Raw genomic sequence first — 21549 nt, forward strand, 5'->3', positions numbered from 1 at the left:
GACGAGGCGCCTAACGCAGAAGACCGCCGGTGGCCGGCGGTCTTCTGCGTCAGGCGCCTTGGGCTCAGCGGGTGCGGACGAGCCGCTCCACGGTGCGATAGCCATTCGCGGTGGCCTCCACGAAGTAGATGCCTTCGGCATGGCTGCTGAGGTCAAGGCTCAGCCGCTCGGTGCCCCGGCCGATCGTCCGTGCCATCACCTGCTGACCCACGGCATCGAACACCGTGAGCCGTCCTCCGGCATGGAGCGCGGCGGGCAGCGCCACGCTGAACAGCCCTTGGGTAGGGTTGGGAGCAATGGTGAGCCCTTCGTCAACGGCGTTCTCGCTCATCCCCACGGAGGCGAGGGGATAGCCCTGCAGCGTGTTGCCGCAATTGCCCAGCCAGGTCTGCAGGAAGGGGTAGCTCGTGGAGAAGCGGCCGTAGTAGTCGTTGACGTTGTTGCCGCATGATGCCTGGCCGCCGAACAGCTGGCCGATCAGCAAACCGTTCTGGTTCCACAGGCCGCTTCCGCTGGATCCGCCTTCCGTGGTGCCGTCCTCCCAGTTGGCGATGCGCCAGCAGGCAGCACCGCCCCAGTTCGCCTGGGTGGCCGCGTCATCATCGAACGAGATCTTCTTGATGTCGCCGCTGGGGTGGTGGATGGCCGTGCTCGCGGTGGGGGCGGTGCCACTCTTGTCCCACCCGGTGTAGAACACGTTGTAGCTGGCCGGCGGTACGCTGTTGAGCTGCAGCAGGGCCACATCGCTGGCGGCATTGTTCGCGCGGAGCGAGCTGCCGCTAATGGTCTGGTTGGTGGGGCCGTTGGTGGTGGTGGCGCAGGTGGGGCTGTTCCAGTTGAACCGGAACACCCAGCTGTTGTTGCCGCCGAGGCAATGGTTGGCGGTGAGGAAATAGGGCGTGCCGTCGTTGTTGCAGTTGTTGATGAGCTGGCCGGTGCAGATGCCGCTGCCCCCGACGGTGATCATGGCCACGCTGCGGATCTGGTCGCGCCAAGGATCGCCAACGGGGCAGATGACGTTGTTGTTGCACGAGCCGCTGTCCCCCAAGCCCTTCACGGAGCGGAACAGGTCGCGGTATGCGTGCGTCACCTGGCCGATCCGCAGGAAACCCTCGCCACGCACGGCGGCCGGCTCCACGTATTCGATGGTGATGCGGTCGCCGGGCAGTTGCGTGACGCCCAGGATGCTGTGCCCGGGGTTGCTTTCCGCCGTGAATGCGCCGAGGGTCTCGCCCAGGTCGTTGTAAACGAACACCTGCCCGCCATCGGGCACGATGTAGTCATTGAATTCGAAGTTGATGCTGAAGGCACCGGGGCACTCGATCGCCACCCGCCACACGGCATCGCCATTGGGCAGCGTGGTCCATATCCCGTTGCTGGCGCTGGTGATCTCGGGGTGGTGGTTGAAGCCGAACCGGTAGGGCCCTTTGATGCCCTGTTCGGCGCGCTGCGCGTCCTCTGCCATCAGCGCTGCGGCATCCACAGCGGGCATCACGTGCAGCGGCGCTTCCGGCAGATAGGCCCGGCCGAGGCCATAAGGCTCTCCGCCGAAGGAGATCTGCCCGGCGGCCGAAAGAGAGAGGAAGAGGAGCGGAGCGTAGAGTGGGAGTCGAGTCATGGGTGGAATGCTGGTTCTGGTTCCTTGGCTTGTTGCGAAAATAAACCCCTCGTCACGCCGGCCGGCGGTTCATCACAGGCCAATCTGGGAAGCTCAATGTCGGCGGGCATGCGTCGCGGGGCCGTATGTGCCGCATGAGCGGGCGTCAGCCGTCGACGAGCGGGTCGCCATGTGCGATGAATGGCGGATGGTCAGCGGTCGGAACGGGTAGCCGCCCCCTGCTTCCGTTCCTCCAAGAGCTTGCGCATGGCGAACAATTCGTCACGCAGTTGGGCCGCCGCGATGAAATCGAGCTCCTTCGCCGCTTTGCGCATCTGGGTCTCCAGGAGCTGCACGTTCTTCTCGAGCTGGTCGGCGGTCATGTACTGCACGACCGGGTCGGCGGCCAAGCTCAGCTCCTCCGGCTCCACATAAGCCTTCGGCGGTCCTTGGATGTCGAGGACGGCCGTCTGCTTCATGACATCGGCTCGATCGCGCTTGATCTGTTTCGGGGTGATGCCGTGCTCGGCATTGTAAGCCAACTGCTTGGCGCGGCGCCGCTCCGTCTCGTCGATGGTCCGCTGCATGCTCTCGGTCACCGTGTCGGCGTAGAAGATCACCAACCCGTTCACGTTGCGGGCGGCGCGGCCGGCGGTCTGGGTGAGCGACCGGTTGCTGCGCAGGAAGCCTTCCTTGTCGGCGTCGAGCACCGCGACCAGCGAGACCTCCGGGAGGTCCAGGCCCTCGCGCAGCAGGTTCACGCCCACCAGCACATCGATGAGCCCCATGCGCAGCTGGCGCAGGATCTCGATGCGCTCCAGGGTCTCCACGTCGCTGTGGATGTACTTGCACTTCACGCCGTTGCGCCCCATGAAATCGTTGAGTTCCTCGGCCATGCGCTTGGTGAGGGTGGTCACCAGCACGCGCTCGTCGCGCTTCACGCGGTGCCTGATCTCGTCCAGCAGGTCGTCGATCTGGTTCTTGCTGGGACGCACCTCGATCGGCGGGTCCAGCAGGCCGGTGGGCCGCACCACCTGCTCCACCACCACGCCCTCGCTGCGCTGCAACTCGTAGTCCGCAGGCGTGGCGCTCACGAAGATCACCTGGCCGAGCAGGTCCTCGAACTCCTCGAACTTCAGCGGGCGGTTGTCCATGGCGCTCGGCAGGCGGAAGCCGTATTCCACCAGGTTGCGCTTGCGGCTGCGGTCGCCGCCGTACATGGCCTGCACCTGGCTCACGGTCACATGGCTCTCGTCGATCACCATCAGGAAGTCCTCGGGGAAGTAGTCCAGCAGGCAGAAGGGGCGCTGTCCGGTCTGCCGACGGTCGAAGTAGCGGCTGTAGTTCTCGATGCCCGAGCAGTAGCCCAGCTCGCGCATCATCTCCAGGTCGTAGTTCACGCGCTCCTCAAGGCGCTTGGCCTCCAGGTGCTTGCCGATCTCGTTGAAGAAGGCCACCTGCTTCACCATGTCCTCCTGGATGCTGGCGAGTGCCGCGTTCATGGTCTCCCGGCTGGTGACGAAGATGTTGGCCGGGTAGACGGTCACCTTGGGCAATGCCTCCAACGTGCGGCCGTCCAGGGCACCGAAGCGCTCGATCCGCTCGATCTCATCCCCCCAGAAGTGGATGCGGATGCCCTCGTCCGCATAGGCCAGGAAGACCTCCACCACATCGCCGCGCACCCGGAAATTGCCGCGTGCAGGGTCCGTATCGCGCCGGCTGTAGAGCGCCGAAACGAACCGGTGCAGCAGGGCATTGCGCGAGATGCGCATGCCGGTAGCCAGTTCCACCACGCTGTGGCGGAACTCCGCGGGGTTGCCGATGCCGTAGATGCAGCTTACGCTGGCCACCACGATCACGTTGCGCCGCCCGCTGAGCAGGGCACTGGTGGCGCTCAGCCGCAGCTTCTCGATCTCGTCGTTGATCGAGAGGTCCTTCTCGATGTAGGTGTTGGTGGTGGGCAGATAGGCCTCCGGCTGGTAATAGTCGTAGTAGCTCACGAAGTACTCCACCCGGTCGTTGGGGAAGAAGTGCTTGAACTCCCCATAGAGCTGTGCGGCCAGCGTCTTGTTGTGGCTCAGCACCAGCGTGGGCCGGTCCACTTGGGCGATGACATTCGCCACCGTGAAGGTCTTGCCCGAGCCGGTGACACCCAGCAGTGTCTGTGCCGGCACGCCCTGTTCCAGCCCCTCCACCAGCTGCCGTATGGCCTCTGGCTGGTCGCCGGTGGGGGTGAACTCGGAGATGAGCTGGAAAGGCATGGGAACGCGCAAAGGTACCGGCCTACCTTCGCCCGCCGATGTACGCGCTGCTCCGCCCGCTGCTCTTCCTGCTCCCGCCGGAGCGGGCGCACCACCTCACCTTCGGCCTGCTAGAGGCCGCCGCCCGCATCCCGGGGGCGTTGGCGCTGATGGGCGGCGCCAAGCCGCCCGCCGGGGCCGCTGTAGTCGCCATGGGGCTCAGGTTCCCTTCGCCCGTAGGCCTCGCCGCGGGCATGGATAAGGATGCCCGGCACGTGGATGCCCTGGCGGGCCTGGGCTTCGGCTTCATCGAGGTCGGCACCCTCACGCCCAAGCCGCAACCGGGCAATCCGCAGCCCCGCCTGTTCCGGCTGAAGCAGGACCATGCGCTCATCAACCGCATGGGCTTCAATAACGGCGGGGTGGAGGCTGCGGTGGAACGCCTGCGCCACCGGCGGCCGGGCATCCTCCTGGGTGGCAACATCGGCAAGAACAAGGACACGCCCAACGAGCGTGCGCTCGATGACTACCTCACCTGCTTCGATGCGCTCCACCCCGTGGTGGACTATTTCGTGGTGAACGTCAGCAGTCCCAATACGCCCGGGCTCCGTGCCTTGCAGGAGAAGGGGCCCTTGCTGGAGATACTCGCCATGCTGAAGCAGCGCGCCACCCAGCTAGGTGAGAAGCCCATCCTCCTCAAGATCGCGCCGGACCTGACGGAGGGCCAGCTCGAGGACATCGTCGCCGTGGTGAAGGAGAGCGGCATCGCCGGCGTGATCGCCACGAACACCACCGTCGCGCGCGAGGGCCTTCATGCGCCGAAGGCGGAACTGGAGGCCATCGGTGCCGGCGGCCTCAGCGGCGCACCGGTGCGGGTGCGCAGCACCGAGGTGGTCCGCTACCTGCGCCGGCGCCTGCCGCGCCCGTTGGTCATCATCGGCGTGGGCGGCATCGACTCGTGGGCGGCCGCTCGGGAGAAGCTGGAGGCGGGCGCCGACCTGGTGCAGGTCTACACCGGCCTTGTGTATGAGGGCCCTTCGCTCGTGAAGCGCATCAATCAAGCATACGCCGTATGGAGAACGTGAAGCTCGTCGAATGCCCGCGCGACGCCATGCAAGGGCTGAAGGACCTCATCCCCACCGAGGTGAAGGTGCGCTACCTGGATGCGCTGCTCCGCGTCGGCTTCGACACCATCGACATCGGCAGCTTCGTGAGCGCGAAGGCCATCCCGCAGATGGCGGACACCGCAGAGGTGCTCGCGCGCATCGATACGGCCGGGTCGCGCAGCAAGCTGCTGGTCATCATCGCCAACGAGCGTGGCGCGGAGGATGCGGTGAAGCAGGAGGGCGTGGCCTATCTCGGTTATCCGTTCAGCATCAGCGAGACCTTCCAGCAGCGCAATACCAACACGAGCATCGAGGGCTCGTGGGGTCGAATCGCGCGCATTGCCGAGATCGCCCGCGCGTCGGGGAAGGAACTCGTGGTCTACATCAGCATGGCCTTCGGCAATCCCTATGGCGATCCGTGGAACCCCGGAATCGCGCGCGATTGGGTGGATCGCCTGGTGAACGAGCTGGGCGTGCGCACCATCGCCCTCAGCGACACCGTGGGTGTTGCACGGCCCGAGGACATCGCATCCATGTTCTCCGCGCTCATCCCTGCGCTGCCGCATGTCGAGTTCGGCGCGCACCTGCATTGCCGCCCCGACAACTGGAAGGTGAAGACCGATGCTGCCTGGAATGCCGGCTGCCGTCGCTTCGATGGCGCCATCAAGGGCTACGGCGGCTGCCCCATGGCCGAGGATGAGCTGGTGGGCAACCTGCAGATGGAGCTCTTCGTGCGCAGCCTGGAGGAGCGCGGCGTGCGCACCGGCATCGACCTCCACCAATTGGATCGGTGCGTGGCGGAAGCGGCCCGGGTGTTCCCTTAGCGCTTGCCGGCCGGTCAGGCCCGGCCGAGCTCCAGCACGGTGATCTCCGGTGGCATGCCCACGCGCCCCGGGAAGCCGATGAAGCCGAAGCCGCGGTTCACATAGAGCTGCTGGTCGCCCTCGGCGTAGAGGCCCGCCCAGTGCTTGTACACCCATTGCGCAGGGCTGTAGGTGGTGCCGCCCAGCTTCACGCCCAGTTGCGCGCCGTGCGTATGGCCGCTCAGCGTCAGGTCGATTCCCGTGCCTAGCACCTGGTGCTCCCAGTGCGTGGGGTCATGGCTCAGCAGGATGCGGAAGGGCAGGTTCTCGGTCCCGCGAAGGGTCTTCGCAAGGTCTCCGTACTGCTGGAAACGGTGCCCCCAGTTCTGGACGCCGAGCACGGCCAGCTGCTGCCCATCCCGCTCCAGCACCGCGTGCTCGTCGAGCAGCAGCCGGAAGCCCATCTCCGCGTGGATGCGCTTGAGACGCTCGAGGTTGGCCACCTTGGCCTCAGGGCTGTCCCACTTCGGGTAGTCGCTGTAATCGTGATTCCCTAGGATGGAGAACTTGCCCAGCGGCGCCTGCAGTCGCGCGAGCTCCTCGATGAAGGGCTCGGCCTCCTCGGCGAAATCGTTCACCAGGTCGCCGGTGAAGACGATGATATCGGGTTGCTCCGCGTTGATGAGGTCCACGCCGTGGCGCACGATGCTCAGGTCGCCGCCATAACTGCCCAGGTGCATGTCGCTGATCTGGGCCACGCGCAGGCCGTTGAAGGCCTCCGGCAGTCGGCCACTCGTCACCGGCACGCGGGCCAGGTTGAAGTTGCGGCGGCCCTTGGTGACGCCGTAGAGCACGCCGGCGAAGGGCACCACGGAGATGACCAGGCCCAGTTGGCTCAGGAAGCGGGCGCGGCCGATGCCTTCGCCGGGCGCATCCACCGGGCCGGGGGTGAGCTTGTCCCAGGCCCAGCGCACCAGGTGCAGGAGGTCATCGAGTGCATGGAAGACCACCATTACCAGCTTGGGCAGGAAGAAGAGCAGGAAGAGCGCCACCATGCTGAAGGCGAAGCTGTGGTCGCGGCGGGCCTCGGGGTCGCGGAAGTTGAAGCCCACATAGAGGACCATGCCCAGCAGGCCGATGCTGATGACCCAGTAGAGGAAGCGCACGATCCGCCGCAGCACGATGCTGTGCTGGGCGAGCGCCGTATTCACACCTTTGTAGGCATAGAGGTCGATGGCGATGAGCACCAGCAGGAAGACCAGGAAGTTGCGCAGGGCGGCGGGAGACATGGGGGCGAAGGTACCGGCGCGCGAAGGGCTACCGGCTCGGCGGGCGCAGCATCAGCTCGGACCATGCCGGGCCGCGCTCGAAGCGCTTGATGGTGCTGAAGCCTAGCGCCGCCAGTTCCGTGCGCCGCTCGCTGCCCGACGAGTAGTCCACGATGGCGTAGCGGGTATCCGCGTCGAGCTGATTGCTCACGTGGGTGAATGCGCGGCCTTGGCTGAGGTAGCCCGCCAACGGGTCGGAGAGGTAGCTCACGTCCATGAACGAGCCATGGATCGATTCATCCTGCAGGCCCTCCGATTCCAGATAGGCCGCCATCTCCTGGTGCACAGCGATGGCTTCCCGATAGGCTAGCCGGCAATCGCCCACGGCGCCATCGCGGCCGATATGCAGGGCGATGACCAGCACGAACGGCAGCGGCAGCAGGGCTTCAAGCCTGGGCAGCCAGCCGCGCGCGGCGAGCGCGATGGCACCGGTGGCGCCGACCGCGATGAACGGCGTCATCGCCACCAGGTACCGGTCGGTGTAGAAGTTCAAGGCGTTGAAGGACCAGAACGAGACCATGATGAGGAAGCAGGTGCTCACCAGTTCGCCCGCCTGGCCGTAGCGGCGCTGCAGGTGAAGGACGTATGCGGCATAGAGGCCGGCCAGCGCCGCGGCCGCCACCAGCAGCCCGGGGCCGTAAGGCAGGGTCCAGCGTCCGAAGAGGACCTTGATGGCGGCGATGCCGAGGAATGCGGCCAGCAGTCGCCAATGGATGGCCAGCGTGCGGATTAGCAGTGGGGCCGCGAGGCCGATGGCATACGTGAGCCAAACGAAGCCTTGGTCCTCGAACAAGGCCTTGAAGATCAGCTTCGCCTTGTAGTTGATGTGGATCGGCGCCCAGGTGAGCATGCCCGTATGCTCGGGGTAGAGGAACCAGCCGAGCATGATCCGCTGCACGACGAAGTAGAGCAAGGCCGGCGCAATCGGCAGCGCGGCCCAGGCCAGCCAGCGCATCTCCGATCGCTTCATCCCGGCTTCGCTGGCCAGGCAGCGCCGGATCACCTGCTGCGCCACGATTGCGGCCCAGCAGGCCAACGCCGATTCCTTCGTGAGCAGCGCGGCGGTCATGCAGGCCACGTAGGCCCAGGCGCGCCGGCTGATGCAAGCCGTTGCGGCGAGCACGCAGAACAGGGCCAGCAGGACTTCCGGAAGGAGCAGTCCGCTCTGGGCCAGGAAGATCTCCGTAACCGCCACCAGGCAGGCCGCCACCAGGCCGAGCCAGGCCGAGCCCAGCAGCCGGCCCATGCCGAACACAGCGGTCAGCAGGCCGCATGAGACCGCGAGAGGGAAGGCGTGCATGGCGATCCGCCCATCGCCGAAGACCGACATCCATGCGGCGGCCAAGGCATGGAAGAGCAGGGGATGCCCGCGCGAGAGCTCCGGTGGAATGGCATCGGGCAGCAGGCTGATGCCCTGCTCGTGCATGGCGCGAACCGCCTTCGCATACACCCAGGCCTCGTCCCAGTAGAAGGGCAGGTCCAGGTAGGGAATCTTGATGGCGATGAAGACGATGAGCAGCAGCGCGAGGCCGATGACCGGCAGCGGAATCCCTTTCCGGTTCATTCGCGCACCCGGCTGGCCTGGTGATGATCCGCCATTCATGCGCGCGCCGCGAGCGATGCCTCCATCATGGGCGAAAGTAGCCATCGCACGAAAGCTGCAGCTGCGGCGTGCTTGGTACATTTGACCTGCATGCAGGCGCGCGTGGTCCCCTTTTCAGCGAGGCTTATCTTCACCCTACTCCTGGTGCAGTCAGCTACTGGCGTGGCGCAGGTCACCTGGCGCCGCAGCTATGGCGGCACCGGCATCGATGAGGCGCGCAGCGTGCTGGAATGCGCCATGGGCGGATACCTCGTGGCCGGCACCACGGGCAGCTTCGGCAGCGGCAGCAGCGACTTCTACCTGTTGCGACTCGATGGGGCCGGAGCACCGGCATGGTCGCAGGCCTACGGCGGCCCGCAGGCGGATGCTTGCGCCGGCGCGATTGAATCGGATGCGGGCTTCATCGTTGCCGGAACCGCCTCCGATGGCCCCTTGGGCGGGTATGATTTCTCGGTCGTCGGTCTGGATGCCGACGGAGCGGAATTGTGGCAGCGCAGCTATGGCGGTGCCGATTGGGATCTCTGCAACGGGCTCATCGCCCTGCCTGATGGCGCGCTGCTTTTCGGGAAGAGCTACAGCGAGGCTGGGCCGCAGGGTGTGGGCATCGCCATCCGTATCAACATGGAGGGGGAGCAGCTGTGGGAGCTTCGGCATCCGGCCATGGAGGAAAGCGCTTATAGCGGTGCAGCCCTGCTGGGCAATGGCACCGTCGCCATCGCGGGCAGCATCAGGAACGACGATGGTAGCCTGGATGGCCTGCTGCTGGCGGTGGGGCTCGATGGCGAGATCGGCTGGATCGCCACCCAGGGCGGCGATGGCGATGATTGGTTCGAGTCGGTGGTGGGCGATGGAGCGGGGAAGGTGGTGGCGCTGGGTGTCTCCGATAGCGGCTCGGCTATGGAGCGGATCTTCGTCGTGGCCTACGGGCAGGAAGGGCAATTCGCTTGGGAGCATCGGTACGGCAACACCGCTGATGCCGGCGGGACCGCAATCACGACCGCTCACGGCCAGGGCTTCGTGCTCACCGGCTACAACACCTTGAACGCGGGGAATCGCGACATGATCTTCACCATGCTCGATGCTGACGGCTGGTTCCAGAGCGGAAACAACTATGGCAACGGCCGGCCTGCCGATGGGAAGGCCATCGCGCGCGCATCGGACGGCGGTTACATCGTGGCCGGATGGGTCGATGACGTCGGTCCCGGCCCGCGCGCCGCGTACGTGGTGAAGTGCGATGCCCAAGGACAGACCGCAGGATTGGGCGTGGAGGGCTTCGTGGACCCCTTGCCTGTGCCGGAGGTCGCACGCCGCCAGGCCATCAGCCTGGCTCCCAATCCAGCAGGGTCGGGTGATTCGATCGAATTGATCGGCGACCCGACGGGACCGCTTCATTATGCGATCCAGGATCTCGCCGGACGCGTGATCGTGCCTAGGCGCAGGCTTCAGGGGAGGCACCTCCACCTCCCGCCAGGCATTACGGGCCCGCTGCTTTGCGTGCTGGAGGGGCCTTCATTCGGCCGTTTGGCTATTCCGTTCATCATCGCGGATCGCTGAATACGCTTGCATCATGAATCTCCTCCACGCCACATTCGGATTCATCGCGCTGATTGTGGCCCCACTGGCCATGCTCTCGCGCAAGGGCGGCGACTGGCACCGGCGGTGGGGCAAGGCTTACTTCTGGTCCATGTCCGTGGTGGCGGCCACGGCCAGCGCCTTGGGCATCTACCGCTCGAACTGGCTCATGGCCATGGTGGCGGTATTCGCGTTCCACATGATCGCCAGCGGCTATCGGGCGCTCTACCTGAAGCGCCTCCACGAGGGCCAACGCCCCCAGCGGGCCGACCTCATCCTGATGGGCGCTGCAGGCGTCATCAATGGCGGGCTCTTCCTCTGGGGCGCGGTGAACCTGGCCCTCGGCCACCGCGGCAGCGGCCCCATCATCTTCACGGTCTTCGGTGTCATCGGGCTGCTCTTCGTGTGGCGCGACCTCCAGCGGTTCTATCGCAGCAGCCACGACAAGCGGGAGTGGCTCTATGCGCACATGACCGGCTTCCTCGGCGGCTACATCGCCACGGTTTCCGCTTTCAGCGCCGTCAACCTCACCATGATCCAGCCGCAATGGCTGCAATGGATCTGGCCCACGGTGATCGGGGCACCGCTCATCGCCGCCTGGGTGGGCTACTACCGCAGGCGCTTCGATGCCGGCCGCCGCTCGCGGGACCTCTTCGACCTGCGCATCGGCCGTGGGCCGCGCACGCGCCGTGAGGCCTGATCCCTGGCGGCAGGTAGCTTTGGCCGCCTCGCATGGCGGAGAATCACGCCCCCCGCAGCAAGGGCCCCGTGCTGGTGCTCTATACCGAGCTGGCGCCCTATGTGCTGGCCTGCCTCAACTCCTTGGTGGAGCGAACCGGCACCGAGCTGCACCTCGTGCGCTGGCCGGTGAACAGCGAGGCCCCTTTCGCCTTGGAGTTCCATCCGCGCATCACCGTGCATGAGCGGGCATCGCTTTCGGACGATGGCCTCTTGGCGCTGGTCCGTCGGCTGCGTCCTGGCCTGGTGATCACCAGCGGCTGGGTGGACGCCGGCTACCTCAGGGCTAGCGCAGCCGCCAAGCGCGCCGGTGCGGTCTCAGTCATCGCGCTTGACACCGCGTGGCGCGGCCATTGGAAGCAATGGGCCAACGCCTTGGCGGCGCGGTGGAGGCTGCACCGGGCCTTCAGCCATGCCTGGGTCACGGGCCGGGCGCAGGCCCGCTATGCGTTGCGGCTCGGCTTCGCGGAAGAGCGCATCCGCACGGGATTCTACGCAGCCGACACCCCGCTCTTCCTGCCCCTCGGCGAGCGCCTCCTGGCGGAGCGCGCCAGCGGCTGGCCGCACCGCTTCCTCTGCGTGGCGCGCTATATCCCCACCAAGGGCCAGCAGCTGCTCTGCGATGCCTTCGCCGAGCTGTGTGATGCCGGGGAGGCAGGTGACTGGGAGCTCTGGCTGGCGGGCACCGGTGAACTGCACGATCAAGTGGTGGCTTCGCCGTCCGGGCGCCATGCGCGGATCCGCCACCTCGGATTCAAGCAGCCCGGCGAGATGGAGCCGGTAGTGGCGCAGTGCGGCGCCTTCGTGCTGCCCAGCACCTATGAGCCGTGGGGCGTGGTCGTGCACGAGCATGCATGCGCCGGCCTGCCACTGGTGCTCAGCTCCGCAGTGGGCGCGGCCGAGCGTTTCCTGCAGGAGGGGGAGAACGGATTCCGTTTCATCGCCGGCGACAAGGCCACCCTCAAGACCATCCTCCGCATGCTGGTGCTGAGCAGCGATGCCGAGCTGCGCGGCATGGGGCGGCGCAGCCTGGAACTGGGCATGGCCTGGAGCCCCCAGGCATGGGCTGAAACCGCAGCCGATCTCATGGGAGGGGCTACGCACTCCTCCCGCATCATCCCGTCGTCATTGTCCAGCCGATGAACAAGCCCCAAGTGCTCGTTTTCATCGATTGGTACAAGCCCTTCTTCAAGGCGGGCGGACCGGTGCGGAGCATGGTGAACCTCGTGGATCACCTGCACGGCCGGATCGACTTCCACATCGTCACTGGCGACCGCGACTATACCGAGAAGTCGCCGCCGAAGGGAATCATCCGCGATCAGTGGATCTCGGCGGATCGCGGCGAGCGCGTCTGGCATGCCTCACCGAAGCAGCGGACCTTGAAGCAGTGGAGAGCCCTGTTGGAGGAGCGGGCTTGGAACGTGGTGTACATCAACGGCCTTTATTCCAAGTGGAGCACCATCGCGCCGCTATGGATCCTGCGACGCTCCAAGCAGCGACGCATCGTGGCCGTGCGCGGCATGCTGGCACGTGGGCCCATGAAGCAGAGCGCAGCCAAGAAGCGCGCCTTCCTGCTGGCCATGAAGACCACGGGTTGCTTCCGGGGCGTGGAGTTCCAGGCCACGAATGCGGAAGAGGTCGATGACATCAAGCGCTGGATCGGCAAGGAGGTGAAGGTGCACCTGGTGCCCAACCTTGGTCGGAAGCTCGAGCAACAGGAGCCTATGTCGATCGGGAAGAAGCCGGGCGAGCTCCGTTTGGTGAGCGTAGGCCGCATCGCACCGGAGAAGAACACGCTCTTCGCGATCGAGCGCTTGATGAAGCTCGAAGGGAATGTCCGCTTCGACCTGTACGGCACCGTGTATGACCAAGCCTATCACCAACGATGCTTGGAAGCGGTGGCGAAGCTGCCGCAGAACGTTGCCGTGGTCATGCACGGCCACATCGGTCAGGATCGCGTTGCGCATGTGATCGGCGAGGCGCACGCCGTCTTCATGCCCAGCGTGGGTGAGAACTTCGGGCACACCATGCTGGAGGCGCTGGTGGCGGGCAGGCCGTTGCTCATCAGCGATCGCACGCCGTGGAAAGGGCTGGAAACGAAGAGCGCGGGCTGGGACCTGCCGCTGGAAGAGCCGGAGAAGTTCGATTCGTTACTGGCGCAATTGGTCGGAATGGATGGATCCGCCTATGAGGTGTGGGCGTTGGGCGCTTCCGCTTTGGGCAAGCGATATTTGACCGATGCCACGGGCTTGGAACGAAGCCTGGCGATGTTCATGTCATGACCCGTCCCACCGTCGATCTCTCCCGCTTCGACAACTCGAAGACCTTCGATCCCGGAGCAGGCGTTGTGAAGCGCACGCTCTGGTACTTCACCAACGCGCTCTTCTTCCTCAATCCGGGCTTCCCGTTCCGCTCGCCGAAGCCCGCGCTATTGCGCCTGTTCGGTGCCAGGGTGGGGAAGGGCGTGGTGATCCATCCCGGCGTGAACATCAAGTTCCCGTGGAAGCTGCGCATCGGCGATCACAGCTGGATCGGCCAACGCGCCTGGCTGGACAACCTGGACACGCTCACCATCGGCAGCAACGTCGTCATCAGCCAAGGCGCCATGATCATCCAGGGCAGCCACGATTACAAGAAGGTCGATTACCCCACGTACAGCAAGCCGGTGGTGCTGGAGGATGGCAGCTGGGTGGGAGCGGGAGCCATCGTCACATTGGGCGTTACGCTGAAGAGCCACAGCGTACTGGCCGTAGGCAGCGTGGCCACGAAGGACCTGGAGGCCTATACGATCTACCAAGGCAATCCGGCGGCGGCGGTGCGGGAAAGGGTGATCGAGCCGATCAGCGGTCCACATGGAGCCATAAGAGACCAATTCAACCAATCGTGAAGAAGCTCATCAATGCGCCGTTCCCTATCCTCGTCATCGTGGTCATTCTTGGGGGCGCGCTGCTCAAGGGATTCGACTTCGCCACGCTGCGATTCGATCACACTCCGCTGGCCTTGGTCTACATGTTGGCACTTGGAACGGCGCTGTTCTTCATCCTGCGTCGCAATCGGAAGGGGACGAACGAATAACAACGATGCCATCGCTGAGTATCCCAACAGAGCAGGGAGAACCGTAGAGGATCGGGATGGATCTGTTCGGTTTAGCCTGTCCTCGTAGGATGGGTCGTTAACTCGAAGCACCTCCTCAAAGGGTTGACCCGCAGCTTGAATGCATCCATGAAAGTCTCCCTCATCACCGTCTGCCGCAACGTGGCCCCGGTCCTCGCCGAGACGCTCGACAGCGTGCTCGCGCAGTCCCATCCGGACATCGAACTGATCGTCATCGATGGTGCCAGCACCGATGGCACGGTGGAGATCCTGGAGCGGTACCGCAAATCTGCGCCGGGTCTCCCGAGGAACGAGGGGACCCTGCGCACCGAAACCGCAGGGTCCCGAAGCGGAGACCCTGCGGAGGTTTCCGATGCACCCGGCCGGCGCGGCATCGACATCCTCGTGAGCGAGCCCGACAAGGGCATCTACGACGCCATGAACAAGGGCCTGGCACGTGCCACCGGCGACATCATCGGCTTCGTGAACGCCGGCGACCTGCTGATGACGCCAGAGACCATCGCGCACGTGGTGGCTGCCTTCCAACGCAGCCACGCCGATGCCGTCTATGGCGACATCATCATGGTGGACGAGAAGGACATCTACAAAGTGCATCGCACCTGGCTCAGTGGCACCTACCACCGCGAGAACTTCCGCAAGGGCTGGATGCCGCCGCATGTGGGCACCTTCATCCGCAAGAGCGTCTACGACCGCTTCGGCCATTTCAACACCGACCTCCGCATCGGCGCGGATTACGAGATCTTGCTCCGCTTCCTGTACAAGCACCATGTGCCCACGGTGCACCTGCGCGAGGTGCTGGTGCGCTTCCGTCTGGGCGGCATGAGCAACGGGAGCATCAAGCACATCCTGAAGGCCAACCGGGAGGTGCGTGCCTCCTGGGGGATCAATGGTCTGCAGGCCCCGCCGCTGCTGGTCACACGCAAGCTGTGGAGCAAGGTGATGCAGTTCTTCCATTAGGAAGCGCCCCCCGGAGCCTCGGCAGGGCGCCGTGGGCAGGATTCGATTCGGATAGGGGATTGACGCCGGTTTGGCTGTGCCGGTGGCGCCAGGGTCACTCAGCGCGCGAACACCTGCGGAGCATCGGTCTGCAGGCGATCGGGGGACTTGGACAAGGCGCGGCGGTGGCCCCAAGCGCTGTTGGTGCCGAAAAAGGAAACCTGCAGGCCAGCGCCATGCGCGCCTTGCACCTCCTCGGCCGTGGCGCGCGCTTGGTCAATGGTGATGCCCGTGCAGCCCAGGGCCAGGGCGGTGGGGACGGCGCTGGGCAGGTCCGTGGCATAGTAGAACAGGGGCAGATCGGGCCGCTTACCGTGCAGCAGCCGCAGGAAGTCCTCCACCTGGCATTCCACCACCAGGCGGCCGGCCAGCAGACTATCGGCCTGCAGGCGTGCCAGGGCATCGGTATAGGCCTCCAGGTAGGCCCACCAGTCGCCTTCGGCGAAGAGCTTGGCATCAAGCGTGAATTCCGCCTGCGGGTGCTGCGCCGCTGCACCCAGCAGGAAGCTGTCCACCCGCACCACCGGGTGGTGCACGCCGCCATGCTCCACCGCACAGGCCTGCAGCGCGCTCCACGGCAAGGCATTCACCTTGCCTTGGCAGGGAGTGCCTTCCGCCAGGTCCTCGCCGTGGAAGGCCACCAGGACGCCATCGGCCGTCAGCTGCACATCCAGCTCAACGCCATCGACCCCGAGGGAGAGGCCCTCCGCCAGGGAAGCGCCGCTGTTGAGTGGGTGCGACCCGGCCGTGCCGGCCCCGCCGTGGCCGATGATGCGCGTGCTGCCGCGCTCCGGAACGGAGCAGGCCATCAGCAGGGGCAGCCAGAGCAGCAAGCGCATGGCGGGCCGAAGCTAGCGGGCAGGGCGGATGGGGAGGAGGGGGGATCGCCACGCGGGCCGAATCGGACCGTACGGGGGGCTTCCTTGGTTCCAGCCGCTTCTACCCGACTGCATGCGCAGGTTGTTCGGGAAGCCATAGTCTCACCGCTCGAACCGCATCCGGAACCGGCTGGTATTGCCCCGTTCGTCCGTCACCTCCACCACCAGTTCCTTGCTGCCGGGCGCTTTCGTGCGGGCATCGAAGGTGTGGGAGAGGGCCTTGGTCTTGGGGTCGTACTCCATCAGCATCCACTGACCGTTAAGGGAGGCGGTCCACCGCTGAATGCCGCTGAGGTCGTCCGCCACCTTGAGTATGAAGCCCTTGCGCCCGCGCATGTCGGCCCGGAGGTCTGCATTGGTGATGGTGGGCGGCACGGTGTCCAGTAGCACGGTGTAGGCGCCGAAGGCCTTCACGGAAGCGGTGATCCAGCCGTTGGCCCACTGGCCACCCACGGCGGCCGACACCTTGCCCTCCTTGTCGAGGCGCACTACCACGGCCTTGGCGGGCTGTTTGGTCTGCACGGCCAGTGAGAGCTCCCCGGGGGCATGCAGGGGGATGAGCGGGTCGCCCAAGGCATGTACCGCAGTGAGGCTACGGCCCACAGCCGGTTGGCGGGCGTAGGTCACATAGGCATCGTCATAGAGCGCGTTCACAGGCAGGTGGAAGCGGAATCCCTCTTCTTCCACGCGGTTGTCGGTATCGTAGCGGAATAGACTGCCCATGGGCTGTTCCCTGGGCCAGGAACCGGCCTCTTGGGCATCGGCCCCGCGTAGGGTGAACCGCAAACGGCTCTGATTGCCGTTGGCATCGGTGGACACCACCAGCACCTGCCGCCGCTGGCCGGGTGCTAGTTCGATGCGCCCTTGGGCCGCCTCCCGCCCATAGAGCTTCAGTTTGTTGTTGGGCAGCCGGTAGCAGCGGTGGTAGTCCATCTTCTGCCCCTTGAAGAGGGCGTAGTCCACGTGGGCGTTGCAGTAGCGGTTGAGGTGGAAATCCACGTGGTCGAGGGTGGCGGTGAAGTGGGGGATGCTGTCCACCAGCACTTCCAGCTTGCGCACGCCGCATTTGGCGCTTCCGTTATCGTAACGGTCGAGGGTGTTCACAGCCAGGCCCACGGTGCCATAGGCGGCCGGCTCGGCCTTCAGGGTGTAACGGCCGGTGGCGCCTTGAGCGGCGTAGCCCACGGCGCGCTCGGGATAGGGAGCGCACCGCGAAGAGTCGGTGAGCGGATAGAGGCGGATGCCGAGGATCTCCGGCGGCACGCGGTCGGGCACTGCAAAGCCATGGGCCTCAGGGTCGAGTGCATGCTGATCGCCGGTGCGTCGCACCTCGAAGTGCAGGTGGGGGCCTCCGCTGCCCCCGGTGTTCCCGCTGAGGGCAAACTCTTCGCCCTGCTTCAGGGGCAGGGCCCCCTTCTCGGGGGTCCAATCGATGCTGAAGTCCTTCTGGCGGTACTGCTGTTCCAGACAAGCGGCGCCAACGGAGCCGGTGAGCGCCTGCAGGTGGCCGTAGACCGTGGTGTGCCCGTCGGGATGGTCGATGTACACGGCTTTGCCGTAGCCGTAGGGGCTGATCTTGATGCGGCTCACCCAGCCGTCGGCCACGGCGCGCACCGGTATGCCTTCGCGCCCTTCGGTGCGCATGTCCAGGCCGGAGTGGAAGTGGTCGTTGCGGAGTTCCATGAAGTTCCCCGAGAGCTCGATGGGGATGGCCATGGGCGGTATGTAGCGCCCGGATTGAGCACTCGAAAAATGCGATGATAAACCGCAGATAATCAGTATTAAGAACCACGTTTGTTTCAGTGATTGTGCGGGCTCGGTCGGTCGGCGCGGATGCAGCATGGGCATACGGGACAAGTTTACCGCCAGCGGGCGCGAAGCATGCTACCGTGGCCGCTGCTCGGTTAACACCGTGAGGTTCAAACAAACTGACTGCCGCATCGGGAGGCCGGGTTATCTTTGGCCTCGGACCGTACACGGTCTTCCCATTCAGCAGATGCAAACCCTCACGGACCGGCTGCGCATGGTGCAGGGGCAGGTGCACTCCTTGGTGAAGGAGCGCAAGGCCCTGCACGAGCGGCTGGCCGAGTTGGAGCGCAACGCCCGCGAGCACGATCGGGTGAGCCAGGTGCTCAGCCAACGGTTGGCGGAACTGGAGAGGGAGAACGAGGTCCTCCGGACCATGAAGCCGGCCGCATCCGCGGCAGGCGTTCCGGGAGCGAAGGAACGGATCGACCAATTGGTACAGGAGATAGACCGTTGCCTGGGCCTGATACAAGCCTGAGCGCGGCACCGACGACCATGGAAGAACGATCGATCAGGGTGGAACTCGCGGGGCGCGCCTATCCGCTGACCATACAGCAAGCGGAAGAGGACCATGTGCGCCGTGCGGTGGATGAGATCAACGAGAGCATCGACCGCCTGCGGGCGGGATATCCTCTCACCGACAAGCAGGACCTGCTGGCCATGGCCGCGCTGGAAGTGACAGTGCGCGCCCTCAACAGCAATGCTCCACGGCAGGAGGCCGAACTCGGCGCCGTGCTGGAGGAGATCGAACGCTTGCTCGCTGATCAGCAGCCCTGACTCCTGAGCTCCCCGGCGTGGCCGAGGGCGTGTACGGTCCATGAAAAACACATGGACCCATGGACATCATCAGCATCCTGATCGGCCTACTGGCCGGTCTCGTAGGCGGCGGCGCCATCGTCTTCGTCGCCCTCAATAGTGTCATGCGCAGGCGGCGCGAAGGCCTCCTGAAGGAAGCCGAGGCCGAGGGCGAGGCCATCAAGAAGGAGAAGATCCTGCAGGCCAAGGAGAAGTTCCTGCAGATGAAGGAGCAGCATGAGAAGGAGGTGCGGGAGCGCGAGCGCAACGTGGCCCAGGCCCAGGAGAAGGCCAAGCAGCGCGAGCAGCAGCTGAGCCGCCAGCAGCAGGAGCTTGCCAACAAGGAGAAGAACGTGGAGCGGCTGAAGGCCGACCTTGAGCAGAAGCTCAGCGGCGTGGAGCGCCGGCGCGAGGAGACCGAGAAGATGCATGCCAAGCAGGTCTCCCTGCTGGAGAACATCAGCGGGCTCAACGCCGAGGAGGCCAAGAAGCAGCTGGTGGACAGTCTGAAGGACGAAGCTCGCACAGCCGCAATGGCCCATATCAAGGAGGTGCAGGAGGAGGCCAAGCTCAACGCCAACAAGGAGGCCAAGCGCATTGTCATCCAGACCATCCAGCGGGTGGCCACCGAGCATGCCATAGAGAACAGCGTCAGCGTATTCCACATCGAGAACGACGATGTGAAGGGCCGGGTGATCGGCCGCGAGGGGCGCAACATCCGCACGCTGGAGGAACTCACCGGTGTGGAGATCATCGTCGACGATACCCCCGGCGCCATCATCCTGAGCTGCTTCGATGCCGTACGGCGCGAGGTGGCGCGCTTGGCCCTGCATCAGCTGGTGAAGGACGGCCGCATCCACCCGGCGCGCATCGAGGAGATCGTGGCCAAGACCAAGAAGCACCTGGAGGAGGAGATCATGGAGGTGGGCAAGCGAACCTGCATCGACCTGGGCATCCACGGCCTGCACAACGAGCTCATCCGCATGGTGGGCCGCATGAAGTACCGCAGCAGCTACGGCCAGAACCTGCTGCAGCACAGCCGCGAGGTAGCCAACCTCAGCGCGATCATGGCCGCCGAGCTGGGCCTCAATCCCAAGGCGGCCAAGCGCGCCGGTCTGCTGCACGATATCGGCAAGGTGCCCGACGAAGAGCCCGAGCTGCCGCACGCGCTGCTGGGCATGAAGCTGGCCGAGAAGTACGGCGAGAAGCCCGATGTGGTGAATGCCATCGGCGCCCACCACGACGAGATCGAAATGACCACCCTGCTCTCGCCCATCGTGCAGGCCTGCGATGCCATCAGCGGTGCACGGCCCGGCGCCCGCCGCGAAGCGGTGGAGGCCTATATCCAGCGCCTGAAGGACCTGGAGAGCCTGGCCATGAGCTACCAAGGGGTCACAAAGGCATTCGCCATCCAGGCGGGCCGCGAGCTGCGCGTGATGGTGGAGAGCGAGCGCATCACCGACCAGCAGAGCGACGAGCTGAGCATGAGCATCGCCGACCGCATCATGAACGAGATGACCTATCCCGGTCAGGTGAAGATCACCGTGATCCGCGAGAAGCGGAGCGTGGCGGTGGCCAAGTAAGGGCGGAACCCGCATGTACAGCGCAGGGGCGGTCCGCCAAGAGCGGCCGCCCCTGCCTCATTCCAGGCGCCCCGCAGGGCATCATACGACTGGAATCACCGTGCGGGTCCGCGGCGCGGCGCATCATGACGTAGGACCGAGATAGCCGCCGCGCGGCCCCCGCAGCGGCCCGCGCAATCCAACTCCCTACTCCAGGCGGAGTTGCGCACCACGGGCGCCTGTTCGTCAGCCTGGGCGTTGGAGGAGGCCAGGTGCACCGCGCTTGCCTTGCCGTTGCGGCGGTGGGGCGCTTGTGCCCGGACGGGTTGCACACCATGCCTTGCGGCATGGCGAACAAGTATTCGGCGCCCCGGTGCGCGGCGGCCGCTACTTTCGCCGCCCTCCGACCGGATGGACATGCCCCCAGTTCCTGAGCAACGGATCCTCGTCACCGGTGGTGCCGGTTTCATCGGCAGCCATGTGTGCGATGCGCTGCTCGCCGCTGGCTACAGGGTGCGGAGCATGGATAGCTACATCACCGGCAAGCGCGCCAATATCGCCCACCTGCTGGCCCACGAACGGTTCGAGGCCGTGGAAGGCGACATCCGATCGCAGGCCGATGCCGTGGCGGCCCTGCGTGATGCCACTGCCGTGGTGCACCTGGCGGCACTGGGCTCGGTGCCCCGCAGCATAGCCGACCCGGTGACCACCCACGAAGTGAACCTGGGTGGATTCCTCAACATGCTGCTCGCTGCGCGTGCGGCCGGGGTGCAGCGGCTGGTCTTCGCCTCGAGCAGCAGCGTTTACGGCGATGCGCCCGAGCTGCCCAAGCGTGAGGATCGCATCGGTACACCGCTATCGCCGTATGCGGTGAGCAAGTACGGCAACGAAGTGTACGCCGGCCTCTATCACCGACTGCATGGCATGCGCACCATCGGGCTGCGCTTCTTCAACGTTTTCGGCGAGCGGCAGGACCCCGAGGGCCCCTATGCGGCCGCCATCCCGCGCTTCATCAGGGCACTGCTGGCCCACGAGCCGCCCATCATCTACGGCGACGGCCACCAATCGCGCGACTTCACCTACGTGGGCAATGCGGTACAGGCCGTGCTGGCCGCCCTGCGGACCGATGATGAGCGCGCCTTCGGCGAGGTCTTCAATGTGGCCTACGGCGAGCGCACCACCCTCCTCACCCTCCTTGCCGCACTCAAGGAGGAGTTGATGAAGGTGGACCCCGTGGTGGCCGCGGTGGCTGCCGAGCATGCCGAGCCACGCGTGGGCGATGTTCGCGACTCCCTCGCCGACATCGGCAAGGCCCGCACCGTGCTGGGCTTCGCCCCCAAAGTCGACCTGCGTGAGGGGCTGGCGCGCGCCGTGCCTTGGTATGTGGCCCATTGGGGCTGATGCGCGGCGC

The 21549-nt window shown here is 65.5% G+C and carries 19 protein-coding genes; 13 read left to right on the plus strand and 6 right to left on the minus strand.

The features are described 5' to 3' along the window. Nucleotides 1-64 precede the first annotated feature (64 nt). Entirely contained in the window at nt 65-1618 is a 1554-nt protein-coding gene (locus QY325_03470; protein WKZ66991.1) for a trypsin-like peptidase domain-containing protein, read from the minus strand. Between the two features lie 191 nt (nt 1619-1809). Next, a complete protein-coding gene (gene uvrB / locus QY325_03475; protein ID WKZ66992.1) occupies nt 1810-3858 on the minus strand; it encodes an excinuclease ABC subunit UvrB in 2049 nt (682 codons plus the stop codon). A 38-nt stretch (nt 3859-3896) separates the two neighbouring features. Here uvrB and QY325_03480 point away from each other — a divergent pair, with 38 nt between their 5' ends. Both QY325_03480 and QY325_03485 read left to right on the plus strand, forming a co-directional pair. Further along, nucleotides 3897-4922, plus strand: coding sequence for a quinone-dependent dihydroorotate dehydrogenase (locus QY325_03480; protein WKZ66993.1), 1026 nt, complete (start codon nt 3897-3899; stop codon nt 4920-4922). Further along, a complete protein-coding gene (locus QY325_03485) occupies nt 4910-5767 on the plus strand; it encodes a hydroxymethylglutaryl-CoA lyase (protein WKZ66994.1) in 858 nt (285 codons plus the stop codon). Before QY325_03480 ends, QY325_03485 begins: the two co-directional genes overlap by 13 nt. A 14-nt stretch (nt 5768-5781) precedes the next feature. Here the strand turns inward: QY325_03485 and QY325_03490 are convergent, their stop codons facing one another. Together QY325_03490 and QY325_03495 are read right to left on the minus strand one after the other, a co-directional pair. Next, entirely contained in the window at nt 5782-7035 is a 1254-nt protein-coding gene (locus tag QY325_03490; GenBank protein ID WKZ66995.1) for a metallophosphoesterase, read from the minus strand. A 28-nt stretch (nt 7036-7063) separates the two neighbouring features. Next, the gene (locus QY325_03495) at nt 7064-8638 is read right to left on the minus strand and encodes a hypothetical protein (GenBank protein ID WKZ66996.1); all 1575 of its coding nucleotides are present in this window, start codon (nt 8636-8638) and stop codon (nt 7064-7066) included. Nucleotides 8639-8767: 129 nt separating this feature from the next. On the opposite strand from QY325_03495, the gene QY325_03500 reads away from it, so the two are divergent. The 7 genes from QY325_03500 to QY325_03530 all read left to right on the plus strand — a co-directional run bounded on the left by QY325_03500 (nt 8768) and on the right by QY325_03530 (nt 15058). Next, the gene (locus QY325_03500) at nt 8768-10231 is read left to right on the plus strand and encodes a hypothetical protein (protein ID WKZ66997.1); all 1464 of its coding nucleotides are present in this window, start codon (nt 8768-8770) and stop codon (nt 10229-10231) included. A 13-nt stretch (nt 10232-10244) separates the two neighbouring features. Beyond that, nucleotides 10245-10949: a hypothetical protein gene (locus QY325_03505; protein ID WKZ66998.1), complete on the plus strand. Its 705-nt coding sequence runs from the start codon at nt 10245-10247 to the stop codon at nt 10947-10949. A gap of 32 nt (nt 10950-10981) precedes the next feature. Next, nucleotides 10982-12130, plus strand: a complete 1149-nt coding sequence (locus QY325_03510) for a glycosyltransferase family 4 protein (protein ID WKZ66999.1) — start codon at nt 10982-10984, stop codon at nt 12128-12130. Then, entirely contained in the window at nt 12127-13269 is a 1143-nt protein-coding gene (locus tag QY325_03515) for a glycosyltransferase family 4 protein (protein WKZ67000.1), read from the plus strand. The genes QY325_03510 and QY325_03515 overlap by 4 nt, the downstream gene beginning before the upstream one ends. Further along, a complete protein-coding gene (locus QY325_03520; protein ID WKZ67001.1) occupies nt 13266-13874 on the plus strand; it encodes a WcaF family extracellular polysaccharide biosynthesis acetyltransferase in 609 nt (202 codons plus the stop codon). Before QY325_03515 ends, QY325_03520 begins: the two co-directional genes overlap by 4 nt. After that, complete coding sequence (locus tag QY325_03525) at nt 13871-14062, plus strand: hypothetical protein (GenBank protein WKZ67002.1); 192 nt, start codon at nt 13871-13873, stop codon at nt 14060-14062. The genes QY325_03520 and QY325_03525 overlap by 4 nt, the downstream gene beginning before the upstream one ends. Before the next feature lie 147 nt (nt 14063-14209). Beyond that, nucleotides 14210-15058 (plus strand): glycosyltransferase family 2 protein, encoded by an 849-nt coding sequence (locus QY325_03530; GenBank protein ID WKZ67003.1) that lies wholly within the window; start codon nt 14210-14212, stop codon nt 15056-15058. Between the two features lie 98 nt (nt 15059-15156). Here the strand turns inward: QY325_03530 and QY325_03535 are convergent, their stop codons facing one another. Next, entirely contained in the window at nt 15157-15936 is a 780-nt protein-coding gene (locus QY325_03535) for a glycerophosphodiester phosphodiesterase (GenBank protein ID WKZ67004.1), read from the minus strand. A 141-nt stretch (nt 15937-16077) separates the two neighbouring features. Further along, nucleotides 16078-17691, minus strand: a complete 1614-nt coding sequence (locus QY325_03540) for a M23 family metallopeptidase (protein ID WKZ67005.1) — start codon at nt 17689-17691, stop codon at nt 16078-16080. A gap of 280 nt (nt 17692-17971) precedes the next feature. Between QY325_03540 and QY325_03545 the strand changes: the two genes are divergently transcribed. The 4 genes from QY325_03545 (at nt 17972) to QY325_03560 (ending at nt 21539) form a co-directional block, all read left to right on the plus strand. Beyond that, nucleotides 17972-18259, plus strand: a complete 288-nt coding sequence (locus QY325_03545; protein ID WKZ67006.1) for a hypothetical protein — start codon at nt 17972-17974, stop codon at nt 18257-18259. 17 nt (nt 18260-18276) lie between these two features. Then, nucleotides 18277-18558 (plus strand): cell division protein ZapA, encoded by a 282-nt coding sequence (locus QY325_03550; GenBank protein ID WKZ67007.1) that lies wholly within the window; start codon nt 18277-18279, stop codon nt 18556-18558. A 59-nt stretch (nt 18559-18617) separates the two neighbouring features. After that, nucleotides 18618-20159: a ribonuclease Y gene (rny, locus tag QY325_03555; protein WKZ67008.1), complete on the plus strand. Its 1542-nt coding sequence runs from the start codon at nt 18618-18620 to the stop codon at nt 20157-20159. A gap of 390 nt (nt 20160-20549) precedes the next feature. Further along, nucleotides 20550-21539 carry a GDP-mannose 4,6-dehydratase gene (locus QY325_03560; protein ID WKZ67009.1) on the plus strand — a complete coding sequence of 330 codons (990 nt, stop codon included), beginning with the start codon at nt 20550-20552 and terminating at the stop codon, nt 21537-21539. Nucleotides 21540-21549 lie beyond the last annotated feature (10 nt).

It is taken from the genome of Flavobacteriales bacterium, assembly GCA_030584065.1.
Classification (GTDB): domain Bacteria; phylum Bacteroidota; class Bacteroidia; order Flavobacteriales_F; family PHOS-HE28; genus PHOS-HE28.